At 81.1% G+C, this 13,007-nt stretch carries 9 protein-coding genes; 4 read left to right on the plus strand and 5 right to left on the minus strand.

What is annotated here, in order from left to right:
* Window positions 1-140: 140 nt before the first annotated feature.
* Complete coding sequence (locus AB8M62_RS02825; protein WP_369052509.1) at window positions 141-554, plus strand: hypothetical protein; 414 nt, start codon at window positions 141-143, stop codon at window positions 552-554.
* 19 nt (window positions 555-573) lie between these two features.
* Here the strand turns inward: AB8M62_RS02825 and AB8M62_RS02830 are convergent, their stop codons facing one another.
* Both AB8M62_RS02830 and AB8M62_RS02835 read right to left on the minus strand, forming a co-directional pair.
* Complete coding sequence (locus AB8M62_RS02830; RefSeq protein ID WP_369052508.1) at window positions 574-1,476, minus strand: NAD(P)H-hydrate dehydratase; 903 nt, start codon at window positions 1,474-1,476, stop codon at window positions 574-576.
* Complete coding sequence (locus AB8M62_RS02835) at window positions 1,473-2,270, minus strand: histidine phosphatase family protein (protein ID WP_369052507.1); 798 nt, start codon at window positions 2,268-2,270, stop codon at window positions 1,473-1,475. Before AB8M62_RS02835 ends, AB8M62_RS02830 begins: the two co-directional genes overlap by 4 nt.
* A gap of 205 nt (window positions 2,271-2,475) precedes the next feature.
* Between AB8M62_RS02835 and AB8M62_RS02840 the strand changes: the two genes are divergently transcribed.
* Genes AB8M62_RS02840 through AB8M62_RS02850 form a run of 3 tightly spaced genes read left to right on the plus strand, consistent with a single transcriptional unit; the run spans window position 2,476 to window position 8,206 of the window.
* Window positions 2,476-4,125 carry a PP2C family protein-serine/threonine phosphatase gene (locus AB8M62_RS02840; protein ID WP_369068596.1) on the plus strand — a complete coding sequence of 550 codons (1,650 nt, stop codon included), beginning with the start codon at window positions 2,476-2,478 and terminating at the stop codon, window positions 4,123-4,125.
* A 23-nt stretch (window positions 4,126-4,148) separates the two neighbouring features.
* On the plus strand, window positions 4,149-8,042 hold the full coding sequence (locus AB8M62_RS02845; protein ID WP_369068597.1) for a hypothetical protein: 3,894 nt from the start codon (window positions 4,149-4,151) through the stop codon (window positions 8,040-8,042).
* 5 nt (window positions 8,043-8,047) lie between these two features.
* Complete coding sequence (locus AB8M62_RS02850) at window positions 8,048-8,206, plus strand: hypothetical protein (protein ID WP_369052504.1); 159 nt, start codon at window positions 8,048-8,050, stop codon at window positions 8,204-8,206.
* Between the two features lie 32 nt (window positions 8,207-8,238).
* On the opposite strand, the gene AB8M62_RS02855 is transcribed toward AB8M62_RS02850, so the two are convergent.
* From AB8M62_RS02855 to AB8M62_RS02865, 3 genes are all read right to left on the minus strand, one after another.
* Window positions 8,239-8,943, minus strand: coding sequence for an SAF domain-containing protein (locus tag AB8M62_RS02855; protein WP_369068598.1), 705 nt, complete (start codon window positions 8,941-8,943; stop codon window positions 8,239-8,241).
* Between the two features lie 101 nt (window positions 8,944-9,044).
* On the minus strand, window positions 9,045-9,389 hold the full coding sequence (locus tag AB8M62_RS02860) for an FmdB family zinc ribbon protein (protein WP_369068599.1): 345 nt from the start codon (window positions 9,387-9,389) through the stop codon (window positions 9,045-9,047).
* A 113-nt stretch (window positions 9,390-9,502) separates the two neighbouring features.
* Window positions 9,503-12,988, minus strand: a complete 3,486-nt coding sequence (locus tag AB8M62_RS02865; RefSeq protein WP_369068600.1) for a phosphodiester glycosidase family protein — start codon at window positions 12,986-12,988, stop codon at window positions 9,503-9,505.
* Window positions 12,989-13,007 lie beyond the last annotated feature (19 nt).

Here is a 13,007-nt window from a genome sequence, read left to right on the forward strand (position 1 = left end):
CGCCGGTCCGGACCACGACCGCGCAGCGCCTATGCTCAAGCCGCAGCGAACGCCGACCGATGCCGTCTGCTGGGTGTCGGAGGCCGAGTCGACGGCGACTCCGACACCGGCCGACGTCGTCGCCCAGAGGAGTACCCGTCATGGCCCCCACCGTCGCCCGCCCCCGGGCCGAGCAGACCGTCCCCGCCCAGCGGCGCGCGCCGCGCCAGCACGCGGCCACCGCCGCCGTCCAGGCGGCCCTGACCGAGAGCGGCTGCATCCTGGTGGACACCACCGCCACCACCACCGGCTGCACCGTGTCCTTCTACGACGCCCGCTCCCTCGGGCGCGCCGTCGAGGTCATCGCCGCCGCCGCCGTCCGCGCCGGTGACACCGGCCTCGCCGACCGCGCCCGCCAGGCCGGTCCGGGCGCCTGGACCGTCACCGCCCACCCGCAGGCGTGGGAGGGCCCCGAGGGCGACCCGCGTGCCGCCGGCAGCCGCTCCTCCACGACGTGGCGCCTCGGCATCCCGCTGGCCGACCTCGTGCCCACCGCCAGCGCCCTGCTCGTCTGAGCCGCTCCCGCCGGGGGTCCTAGACCTCGACCTCGGCGAGGACGCGCGGCACCTGCGCGGGCAACTCCCGCGCCAGGAAGCCCAGCCGGCCCACCTCGGTCGCCAGCCGGTCCCCGGCCCGCCCGTGCAGGTACGCCGCCCACAGCGCCGCCTGCACCGGCTCCGCACCGCGGGCGCACAGCCCCGTGACGATGCCGGCCTGCACGTCCCCGGACCCCGACACCCCCAGCCCCGCACCGCCCGACGGGTCGCTCCACAGCCGCCCGTCCGGCGCGGCGATCCAGCTCGTCCCGCCGCCCGCCACCACCGCGCACCGGCTGCGGCGGGCCAGCTCCACCGCCGCCCCGGCCGTGTCGCGCTCCACCTCCTCCGGCTCCGCGTCCAGCACGATCGCCAGCTCCGCGGCGTTCGGGGTCAGCACGGCCCGGCCCTCGAGGTGGTGCAGGAACGTCTCGTCGCGCGTCACGGGCGCCAGCCCCAGCGCGTCCAGCACGACCGTCCTCGACAGCCGCGGCACCAGCGCCTCCAGGAGCGCGCGCACGTCCGGCTCGCCGACCGCGCCCACGCCCAGCAGCACGGCGTCCGCCGACCCGGCCAGCTCGGCCAGCTCGCCGTCCTCCTCGCCCGCGGCGGGGTCGATGCCCCCGCCGGGCGTCTCCGTCAGCGGCAGCACCAGCGCCTCCGGCAGTGCCACCCCCAGCCCCGCCGCCGTCGTGCGCGTCGTCGCCACCTGCAGCTTGCCCGCGCCCGAGCGCAGCGCCGCCTCCGCGGCCAGCAGGACCGCGCCCGGCGTGCGGGTGCTGCCCCCCACCACGAGCGTGCGCCCGCGGCTCTCCTTGCCGGACCCCGGCGGGGGCAGCGGCCACTCGCGCAGCAGCGCCGACGTCACCGTCGTGGCGCGCTCGCCGGCCGGCCCGCTCACCGGGCCACCCCCGCGCCGCCGCCCGCGGGCGCGTCGTCGGGCTCGTCGTCCACCTCGTCGTCGGTGACCGCCAGGTCCGCCACGTCCGCCACCGCCGTCGTGTCGCCCGCCACGTCCAGCACCGGCCCGTCCGGGCCCGCCCGGTACGCCGTCACCGAGCAGTTGGCCAGCGGTTCCTCCCGGTCCAGGCGCAGGACCTCCTCCTCGTCGAGGTCCTCCAGCACCATCCGCGCGTTCATCACCACCGCCTGGTGGCTGACCAGCAGGACGTGGCGGCCGGCGTGCTCGGCGCGCAGGTCCCGCAGCAGGCTGCGCAGCCGCAGCGCCACGTCGCACCAGCTCTCCCCGCCCGGCGGGCGGTAGTACAGCTTGCCCAGGTGCTCGCGGCGGGCGGCCTCCTCCGGGTACCGGGCGCGCACCCCGGCGCCGGTCAGCCCGTCCCACCAGCCCAGGTCGCGCTCGCGCAGGCGCTCGTCGGTGCGCAGGCGGCCCGGGTCGCGACCCGCCTCCCGCAGCTCCGCCACCACCGCCTCGGCCGTCGCGCGCGCCCGCCGGTACGGGGACGTGACGACCACGTCGGGCAGCGGGGGCGCGGCCGCGTCGTGCACCAGCCAGCGGCCCACCGCGCGCGCCTGCCGGCGCCCCAGCGCCGACAGCGGCACGTCCGCGTCGCGCTCCCCGACGTCGACGACCTCCGAGCGGCCGGCCCGGGCGCGCGCCTCGGCCACGTTGCCGACGCTCTCCCCGTGCCGCACCAGCACCAGTCCCGCCGGCCAGCCGCCCGGCACCCCCACGTCGGCTCCTCCCGCTCGCACCCGTTCCGGCGGCCAGCCAACCGCACGAACGTCCCCGGCGCGCGGTGACAGCCGGTGCACCGGGCGCACAGGGCGTGACGGGTGACAAGGTGGTGACCGTCGACGGAGCGGTCGTCGACACTGGGCGGGCGACGGCGGCCGCCCCGGACCCGCCGGGACCCGGCGGTCCGGAGGAGCGGAGGTGGTGGCGCTGGCGCGCGTGGCACGGGCGTGGCACCGGCTCATGCTGCGCACCTCGCTGCAGCGGCGGGTGTCCGCCATCGCGGCCGGGTTCCTCGCGGTGGTGCTCGCCTTCGCCACGGTCGTCGTCGTCGGGCTCGTCGCGCGCGACGAGGTGATCGACCGGCCCGAGCCGTACAACGACGTCGTCGCCGAGGTGAACGACTACCGCGGCGACTTCGTCCGACTGCACGTGCACCACCAGCTCTACATCGTCTCCGGCCTGCTCGAAGACCTCGAGATGCGCGAGCAGGACGAGACGGCGCTGACCGACAGCGCCGACGACCTGCGAGGGGCGGCTCGCGCCACCGGCAGGGCTGACATCAGCGCTCAGGTCGAGGAGGTGCTCGCCGGTTACTCGCGGTGGCGGGTCATCGCTCGCCGCCAGGTGGTGGCCCGGCTGGCTGGCGATCAGCAGGCGCTCCGGGAAGCGCAGGGTCGTGGACTCGCAGGACTGCAGTTCCTGGAGACGAACAGCGCCCTGGAAGACCTGGTGACGCAGCTGGAGGACATGCGCGGCGAGGCGGTGCGGCAGTCGGCGCGCGCGCAGGCGATCTGGTTGTGGCTGTCCCTCGCCGCGGCCGGCGCCGCCATCGTGCTCGTCGCCTGCGCCCTCTACCTCGTCCGCCGCTGGGTGCTGCGCCCCCTGGACCACCTGTCCGCGCAGATGCTGCGCGTGGGCGGCGGGGACCTGCAGACCCCCGTCGGGCTGGCCGGGCCGCCGGAGCTGGCCGCCGTGGCCTCCTCGGCCGAGACGATGCGCCGGCGCATCCTCGACGAGCTCGCCGACGCCGTGGCCGCCCGCGAGGCGCTGCAGCAGGGCCAGCCGCTCGTCGCGGAGGTCCGCGACCAGCTGCAGGCGCACCCCGTGCCCGACCTGCCCGGCTGGGCGGCCGCGGCGGCGCTGCGCCCGGCCGAGGGGCTGCTCGCGGGGGACTGGTACGACGTGCTGCCCCTGCGCGACGGCCGCTGCGCCGTGGTCGTGGCCGACGTGTCCGGGCACGGCGCCCGCGCCGGCATCGTCGCCATCCAGCTCAAGCGGCTGCTGGAGGCCGCCCTGCACCTGGCGCCGGAGCCGGACCTGGCGCTGGCGATGGCCGCGCGCGTCTTCGCCGACGAGGCCGAGCGCTTCGCCAGCTGCGTCGTCGCGGTCGTCGATCCCGACTCCGGCCTCGTCACGTACGCCAACGCCGGGCACCCCGAGCCGCTCGTCGTGCGCTCGGGGCCCGAGGGGGTGCGGGTCGTCTCGCGGCTGCGGCCCACCGGGCCGCTGCTGTCGTGGCTGCACCTGGACGTGCCGGGCGCCTGGACGGCCGCGACCGTGCCGCTCGCTCCCGGTTCCACGCTCGTCGTCTACACGGACGGCCTCGTCGAGGCGCGCCCCACCGGCAGCACCGACGAGCTGGGCGTCGACCGCTTCCTGCAGGCCCTGGCCCCCCACGAGGAGCTCACCCCCGCGGTGATCGTGGACGAGGCCCTCGACGTCGCCCGCCGGTGGAGCGGCGGCCGCGTGCGCGACGACGTCACGCTCGTCGCCCTGCAGCGCCTGGGCACCGCGGCCCGCACGGACGGTGAGCGCACGCGGACGGGCGGTGTCGCCGCGGCGGGGGAGTGAGGCGGAGCGCCTACTGTGGAGGGGTGGACGAGCCCGTGCCCGACGACGCCCCGGCCACCCCCGAGCGGGCCGGGTCGACACCCGGCGGGACCCCCGCGGGCACCGGTGACCTGACCCGCCGCCGCTGGTGGGACGAGGCCTCCGCGCTCGGCGTGCCCTCCGCGCTCCTGCACTGCCCCGACGGTACGAGCACCGGGCTGGACCTGACCACCGCCCACCCCTCGGGCCTGGCGCAGCTGCTCGCCGGGTCCCCGACCGCCCTGTCGAGCCTCGTGCGCGAGGCCGGCGCCCACGCCACCGCCCGCGAGCGCGCCCGCGCCGTGCACCGCACCGCCCAGGTGCTGCTCACCCAGCACGGCACCCGCTCCCTGGCCCTGGCCGTGGGCGTCGTCAGCTGGCGCGGTGAGGGCGCCCCCTCGCGGCGGGTGCCGCTGCTGCTGCGCCGCTGCACCCTGGAGGTGCCCGCCGACGCGCCCGACGACCACGTCGTCCGGCTCGACGACGAGGTGCTCGTCAACCCCGTCCTGGCCGCCACCGCCCGCCGCGAGCTGGGGCTGCCGCTGGACACGGCCGCCGTCCTGCGCGCCGTCGGGCGCCACCGCGGCTTCGACCCCGACCCGGCCCTGGCCGAGGTGCGGCGGCAGCTGCACGCCGCCCCCGGCCTGCGGGTGGAGCGGCGGCTGCTGCTGGCCGCCTTCGCCGACCCCTCCGCCGACCTGCTGGCCGACCTGCGCCGCCGCGGCGCGCGCGTGCGCGGGCACCGCGTCGTGCAGGCCCTCGCCGAGCGCCGCGCCCCCGCGCCGGGACCGGCGCCGTGGGCCGGCGCGGACGCCGCGGGGGGCGCCGGCGCGGGTCCCGCGCGCTCCCCGCTGCCGCTGGACCCCGCGCAGCGGCGCGCCGTCGAGCACGTCACCGCCGGCGGCGACCTGCGCCTCGTGGCGCCCGCCGGCACCGGCGCCACCCAGGTCGCCGCCGCCCTCGTCGCCGCCGCCGCCGAGCACGGCCGCACCGTCCTGCTGGTGGCCGGTGCCGCGGCCGAGCGGCGCGCGGTCGACGACCGGCTGCGCGGGGCGGGCCTGGGCTCCCTCGTCCTCCACCTCGACGGCGACCTCAGCGCCGCGCCCGTTGCGGCCGCCGCGCAGCGCCAGGTGCGGGCCGCGCTCGCCGAGCGCGAGCGCCGCCGCGACGGGCGCGCGGCGCCCCGGGACGACCAGCCGGACCAGCGGGGCCCCGAGCGGGACGTGCAGCGCCTGGCCGCCGTCCTGGCCGCCACCGCCGACGCCTTGCACACCCCCCGCGCCCCGTGGGGGGTCAGCGCCCACCAGGCCCGCGAGGCCCTGGCCGAGCTCGCCGCCCGGCCCACCGCCCCCTCCACCACGCGGCGCCTGCGCGGGGAGCACCTGGCCGCCTGCCGGCGCGAGGACCTGCCCGGGTGGGCGGCGCGCCTGGAGGAGGCCGTGCGCCTCGGCGCCTTCGACGTCACCCCCGACACCAGCGTCTGGGCCGGCGCCGACCTGACCAGCGACGAGGCCGCCGGGGCGACCCGGCTGCGGCTGCGGCGCGTGGTCGAGGAGGAGCTGCCCCGCGCCCGCGCCCGCACCGCCACGCTGGCCGACGCGGCCGGCCTGCGCGGCGCCGCCTCGGTCGCCGAGGCCGTCGAGCAGCTGCGGCTGCTGGAGGGCGTGCGCCTGACCGTCGGCCGCTTCGGCGCGGACGTCTTCGCGCGGTCCCTCGGCGACGTGGCCGCCGCCACCGCCACCGCCGACTGGCGCCGCAGCCACGGCGTGCGCACCGGTCCCCTGGCCCGCTGGCGGCTGCGCCGGCAGGCGCGCGCCATGCTGCGCGAGGGGGTCGTGGCCGACAGCACCGAGCACCTGCACGACTGGCTGCAGCAGGCACGCGCGCAGCGCCTGGCCTGGCAGCGCTTCACCACCCGCGACGCGGCGCCGCACGTGCCCGACGGGCTGGCCGAGGCGCAGGTGGCGGTGGTGGCCCTGCGCGACGACCTGGACGCGCTGGCCGAGGTGCTGCCGGAGCGCCTGCGCGCCGAGGGCAGCCTCGTCGAGCTGCCGCTGCCGGAGCTCGGTGCGCAGCTGGCCGCGCTGCAGCGCGACGTGGACGCCCTGGACACCCTGCCGCGGCGCACCACGCTGCTGCGCGAGCTCGGCGCCGCCGGCTGGCAGCCCCTCGTGGAGGACCTCGCCGCCCGCTGGTCGGGGCCGGGCAGCCTGGACCTGGCCGCCGAGGTCGAGGCCGCCTGGTGGTCGGGCGTCCTGGACGTCGTCAGCCTCGACGACCCCCTCGTGGGCGCCGGGGACAGCGACGCCCTGCGCCAGGCGCGCGCCGACCTCCAGCTGGCCGTCGCGGCGGCGCACGTGCACGCCGCCCGCGCGGTCCGGGCGGCCGTCGACGCCCGGATCGACCGCGCCACCGCCACCGCGCCCGCCGACGCCGCCGGTGCGGGCGCCGCTGGGCGAGCCACCGCCGCGGTGGCCGACGCGGTGGCCGACGCGGTGGCCGACGTGCTGCCGTGCTGGGCGCTGTCCCCGGCCGGTGCCGCGGCCGTCCTGGGTGCGGGGGCCCTGCCGGGCGCCGGTGACCAGGAGCCCGCCGCGGACCTCGTCCTCGTGCTGGGGGCCGAGGCCGTGGCGACCGCCGCCGTCCTGCCGGCCCTCTCGCGCGGCGCGCAGGTCGTCGTCGTCGGCGACCCGGCCCTGCCCGGCCCGCCCGCGCCGCCCGCCACCGGCGGCCCGGCGCCCCGGCCGGCCCCGCCCGGCACGTCCGCCGCGCTCACGACGGCCGACCCGTCCGCCCCGCGCGACCTGCTCGCCGAGAGCGACGGGGTGCTGCCCGCGCTGCGGCTGACGCGCCAGCACGCCTGCCTCGAGGAGTCCCTGCTCGCCGGGCCCGCCGCCGACGCCGCGGCGGACGCGCTGCCCGCCGCCTGGACGGGGGCGCGGCGCGTCGAGCGCACCTCCGGGCGGGCCGCGGGGGCGCGCCGCGGGCCCGAGGCCGTCGTCGACCTGGCCGTCGACGTCGCGCTGGAGGCCCTGCGCACCCGGCCCCGCGAGAGCCTGGGCGTGGTGCTGGACGACGCCGCGACCGCCGACGCCGTCACGGCTGCGCTGCGGCTGCGCGCCGGCGACGCCGGCGTCCGCCTGCCCGCCGCCCTCCTCGTGACCGAGGCGGCGCTGTGGCCGGGGGAGCGGCGCGACCACGTCGTCGTGGTGGCCGGGACGTGGAGCGGCTCCGCCGGTCGCGCGCAGGTGCGCCTGGCGCTCACCCGCTCGCGCCGGCGCACCACCCTGGTCCTGGACGACGCCGCGCTCGAGGGCCAGCGCGCGGTCCCGGCGGAGCTGCTGCGGCTGGCGCTGGACTGGGAGGCCGCCGGGGAGGCGAGGCCGTCCACCGGGGCCCCCGGCGCGCTGGTCGCCCGCCTCGCCGCGGCCTGCGCGGACGCGGGCCTGCCGGTGAGCACGGGCGTCGGGGCCGGTGCCGCGCTGCCGCTGGTGGTGCAGGCGCCCGGCGGGGGACCGGCCGTGGCCGTCGACCTGGACGCCGCCGACGAGCCGGACGTGGTGGAGCGCGAGGTCGCCCGCCCGGCCCGCTGGGAGCGGGCCGGCTGGCACTGCCTGCGCTCGACCTCCGGGGACGTGCACGCCGACCCGGCCGGCGAGGCCCGCCGCATCGCGGGTGCCTGGCGCTCGCTGGGCGGTGTCTCGGCGACGAGCGGTCCGCCCGCTCCGCGCACCGTCGACCTGCGCGCCGCGGACCTGCACGCCCCCGGTCCGCAGCCCGCGGACCCGGCGTCGAGGCCGCCGACGCCGCGGGCGCCGGGACCGGTGCTCGACGAGCAGGTGCGCTCGCGCGCCGCGGCGCCCGCGGGTGCCGGGCGCGGTGGGCGGGGCGCCCGGTGAGCCCGGTGAGCGGGGGGCCGGGCGAGGACGGCGAGCGCGAGGTGCCGCTGGAGGACGAGCGCTCCGCCGACGACGGCGACCTCGGCTGGGGCGAGGTCCGCGGGGACGGGACGGGCGGGGACGACGAGCGCTTCCTGCGCGAGCGCCCGCCGCACTGGGACTGACCTCCCGGAGCGCGAGCCCGGGCGCGCGGTGCTCACGTCCCGCGCACGAGGAGGACGGTGCGGCCGGCCGCGGCCGCCAGGTCCGCCGCCGTGCTCGCGGTCACGGCCACGACGACGGCGCCCGGGCCGTCCCCGGCACCCCCGCCGGGCCACGCGCCCCCGAGGCCCGCGCTCGTGCCGCCGGGTGCGGCGCCGCCCGCGACGGCGAGCACGGGCACGTCCACCGCGAGCGCGCTCGCACCCGTGACGGCGCCCGTCACGGGGTCCAGGACGCGGGCGAGGACGTCGACGCGGGTGCCGGGCGCCAGACCGGGCGGTGCGCCGGCGGGCAGGTCGACCAGGGCCGCCACCGCGCCGGCGGGCTGCCCGGTGAGCAGGCCCGGCCCGGCGGTGCGGGTGCGGGTCAGCGGTTCCCCGCGGCCCAGCGGGCCGGCCAGGACCGCGCCGTCGGCGCTCGTCAGCGCCCCGGGCGGCACGAGCGCGCGCGGCCAGGCGGCCGGCACGACGTCGCCGCCGGCGAGGGCGCTGCCCGCGGGCAGGTCGCGCGCGGCCACGAGGACGGTGGTGGTCGCGGGCGCCGGCGGGGCGAGGACGGCGACGGCCAGACCGCCCGCCCCCGCCACCAGCCCGGCGCTCAGCCAGCCGCGGGCCCGCCGCCGGCGTCGCCGCGCGGACGGGCCCCGGCCCGCGGGCGGGGCGGCCGGGGCGGTGGGTCGGGTCGAGGAGTCGGCGAGCACGCGGGGACGCTAGGCGGCGACCGCCACCGGCCCCGGGCCGCGCGCCGGCCCCTGTGGACGGCGGTACCGGCGGCGGGCTGTGGACCCCGCCGCCGGAGCGGTCAGGCCGCCGAGGTGCTGGAGGAGCCCGAGGAGGACGACCCGGAGGACGAGCTCGACGACGAGCTCGTGGAGGACGACGAGCCCGACGAGGACGAGCCCGAGGACTCCTTGGCGGAGCCGCCGGACGAGCTGGACGAGCTGGAGGAGCCGGACGACTCGGACGGGGTCTTGCGGGAGTCGGTGCGGTAGAAGCCGGACCCCTTGAAGACCACGCCGACGGAGTTGAAGAGCTTGCGCAGGCGACCGGAGCACTCGGGGCAGTCGGTCAGCGCGTCGTCGCTGAAGGACTGGCGGACCTCGAAGCTGTGCTGGCACTCCTGGCACGCGTAGGCGTAGGTGGGCACGTCGTCTCCTGGGCTCGGGCGCGCGGCGCTGCCGCGGCGGCGCTGCGGGGCCCGGCTCTGGCACTCGGGCCCGTCGAGTGCCAATGATAGCCGCGCCGGGCCCGCGGCGCGGCTCACCCGACGCGCAGCCGCAGCGTCGTCACCGCCCGGCCGGCCTCCACCCGCAGCGTCGTCGTCCCCGGCGACACGCCGGTCACCTCCAGCGTGCGGGGGTCCAGCACCGCGAGGGTCCCCGCGCGGGCCACCCGGCGCCCGTCCGGCGCCGCGGGGCGCACCACCAGCCCCGGCCCCGAGACCCGCGCGGCCGCCGCGGGCACGCGCACCGCGCCGCCCCCGGCGGCGGTGCCGTTCACCGCCAGCGCGGCCCGGGCCCCCGGCGCGAGCGCGAGGTCACCGGCGGCCGCGGAGTCCAGCACCGGCCGGGTCGCGACCCGCAGCCAGCCGTCGTCGCGCCCGGGCACGGCCGCCGAGCCCGCCGACGGGCGGGAGGCGGCCGCGGCGTCCACCACCAGGGACGTCCACGCCGGCGGCGTCCCCGGCGCGCCCGTCCCACCGGCGGCCGTCACCTCCAGCACCCCCTCGCGCCGCTGCGCGCCCGCGGTGCTCGCACCCGGCGCGCCACCGGCGACCACGGCCACCCGCCCGCCGGTCTCCTCCCGCCAGCCGGCCAGCCACCCGCGCAGCAGCGCCGCCTCGTCCGGGTCGGCCAGCGAGCCGGGCCCGTGCGCGCTGACCACGACCAGCCCGCGCACCGCCGCGTCGCCGGCGGCGGCGTCCAGCTCGGCGCGCAGCCACGCCAGCTGCCCGGGGTCGGCCGCGCGCAGCGACCCGCCCGCCGCGTCCAGCAGCAGCCACCGGGTCCCGGCGTCGTCCACCCGGCGCGCGCCCGCTCCCGGCCCCAGGTCCGCGCCCAGCTCGGAGTTCCCGCGCACCCACTCCCAGCGCGCGCCGGAGCGCTCGAGGACGTCCCGCACGGCGCGCACGTCCGCGGCGCCCGCCCGCCCGCCCGCCGGGCCGGCGACGTCCCCGGCCAGGACCACCCGCCCGGCGCCGGCCGCCACGGCGTCCGCGACGGCGCGGCGCAGCACCTCCACGCTCGCCGGGCGCGCCGCCTCCACGGCCGTGCCCGCCAGCACGGCCACCGGCGCGGGCCCGCCGGCGAGCGGCTGCGCGGTTTCCAGCGCCGGGTCCACCCGCCCGGTCGCCGCCGCCGGGTCGGCGGCCGCGGGCGGTGGCGCGGCGGCGGCCGCGTCGAGGCGGGCCACGTCCAGCGCGCCGGAGGTGCGGCGCGTCACGTCCGTCTGCGCGACGTGCACGCGGACCAGGCGCACGTCGCGGGCGCCCGCGGGCACGGGAGCGCTGACCCGCCGCCAGCCCGTCCAGTCCAGCGCGGGCGCCAGCGTGACGGGCCGCTCGGCGCCGTCGACGCGCAGCACCGCGCGCAGCCACCCTCCGCGCCCGTCCGCGCGGACGTCCAGCGCCACCTCGCGGGCGCCGGCGGGCAGCCGCAGCGGGGCGGCGGGCACGAGCGCGGCCACGGACGTGCCCGCGGGCTGCCCGGTGACGTCCCACGACAGGCGCAGCGCGCCGCCCGCGCCCGCCAGCCCCGTCGCGGGCACGGCCGCGGCGGTGACGTCGGCGCGGGTGCCGGCCGCGCTCCAGCGGCCCGCGTCGGCCAGGTCGTCCACGCGCACCGCCCGCAGGCCGACGGACACCCCGGCGCTCGCGCTCACCCCGGCCGCGGCCAGGCCGACGCGGGTGCCGCCCGCGGCGGGGACGGCCACGGCGCTCAGCCGCAGCCGCCCGTCGGGCAGCGCCTCGGCGCGCAGGACCGCCGGGTCGGTGCGGACGGCGACCTCGCGGGCGTCCACGGGCGCCGCGCGGCCCTCGGCGTCGCGGCCGAGGACGACGACGTCCGCGCTGTCACCGGCCGCGGGCAGCACGGGCACCTCCGCGCCGGAGCCGTCGGCGGCGTCCGTGATCAGCGACAGCCCGGCCAGCCGGCCCAGGACGAGGACCTCCCGCTCCCCGCCCACCTCCTGCAGGGACGCGCGCACCCGCGCGGTCCCGGGCGCGCCGCCGCGCAGCGCGGCCGTGCCCGCCACCGGGCCCACCGGGCCCACCGGGCCCGCCGGGCCCGCCGGGCCGGGAGCGACGGCGGCGGTGCCGGGGTCGCTGGACGTCCACACCGGCGCCGGTGCGCCGGCGGGAGCGCCCGAGGCGTCCAGCGCCAGCGCCCGCACCTCGCGCGCCAGGCCGGGGAAGAGCCGCAGGGCCTGCCCGGGGTCGTCGGCGTCCGGTGACCACCCGGACGGCCCGGTGACCAGCCGCAGCTCGGCAGTGCGCCCGTCGCCCGGGGCGGGCACGAGGCCGACGGCGTTGGCCACGGGCCGCGGGGCCCCGTCGGAGGGCTCGCCGACCACCGCGGCGGCGCCCGTGCCGGGGGCGCGGGCGACCAGCTGGGCGGACCCGCCTCCGTCGAGCATCACCGCCGTGCGGGCCCCGAGGTCCACCAGCGCCCGGGCGGTCTCCAGCGCGGTCCACCCGCGCGAGCGGGCCGTGCCGCCGTCGGCGGTGACCAGCAGCAGCTCCCCGGCGGCGGTCCAGCCGACCGCCGTGCGGGCGCGGGGGGTGCTCCACAGCGGGTCGGCCGTGTCGACCGCGGCGACGCGGCCGTCGCGGACGAGGACGAGGCGGGCGCCCAGCGCGTCGCCCGGCGGGACGTCGCGCACGTCCCACGCCGTGCTCGCGGGGGCGCCGACGGGCGTGCCGGCCAGGGCGGCGGCCGCCGTGCCGGTGGCCAGCAGCACCTGGCCCCCGGCGGGGACGGGCACGGCGCCGGGCGCGGACCGCACGGCGCTGACCCGCCCGTCGCGCACCTCCAGCTCCACCCCGCCGGCGGCGGCGAACGCGCGGTCGCCGCGGCCCCAGTCGGGCGTGTAGACGGCGACGGCGTCGGGGCCGACCTGCCCGGGGTTCAGCCCGGCCAGCGGGTACGGGCGCCCGGCGACGGTCGCGGTGCCGCGCAGCAGCAGGTCGGCGAGGGCGCCGTCGAGGGAGGTGACGGCCTGCGGGAAGGCCGCGGCCTTGAGCGCGGTGCCGTCGCGCACGACGGGGCCGTTCGGGCTGCCGGTGCGGTCGATGTCGAAGAAGTCGCCGTTGACGGCCGCGACGGCCCCGCCGGCGGCGGCCAGCGCCGCGGGCTCGCGGGGTGCGCTGAGGCCGTCCTGCAGCAGGCGCGGGCGCGTGGTGGACCCGGGCGCCAGGCGCAGGACGCGGCTGCGGACGGGACCGGCCGCGGTCAGCTCGGCGCGCTGCTCGAGCACGAGGCCGGGGGCGAGGCGGTCGGTGCGCTCGTCGACGAGCAGCGCGCCGGTGGCCGGTGCCGCCCGCAGCTCCAGGTCGGGCGCCAGCGCGCCGGCGGGCAGGGGGGCGGGCGCGGGCGCGGCGGCGGCGGGCGGGCCCGTCAGCAGCCCCGCCAGCAGCGCCGCCAGCGGGGCCGCGACGAGGACCGCGGACCGGGTGCGCCGGGCCGACGGGCCCGACGGGGCCGACGGGGGCGACGGGGTGGTGGCGGTTCCGCGCCGGTGGGGACCCATGCCCCACCGTAGTCACGAC

Origin of the sequence: Kineococcus terrestris, from assembly GCF_041020755.1 — a bacterium.
GTDB lineage: Bacteria > Actinomycetota > Actinomycetes > Actinomycetales > Kineococcaceae > Kineococcus > Kineococcus terrestris.

Excerpts from the sequence above, each read along its gene's own strand:
- AB8M62_RS02865 (WP_369068600.1), bottom strand. The coding sequence starts at position 12,988 with ATGGGTCCCCACCGGCGCGGAACCGCCACCACCCCGTCGCCCCCGTCG.
- AB8M62_RS02825 (WP_369052509.1), top strand. The coding sequence starts at position 141 with ATGGCCCCCACCGTCGCCCGCCCCCGGGCCGAGCAGACCGTCCCCGCC.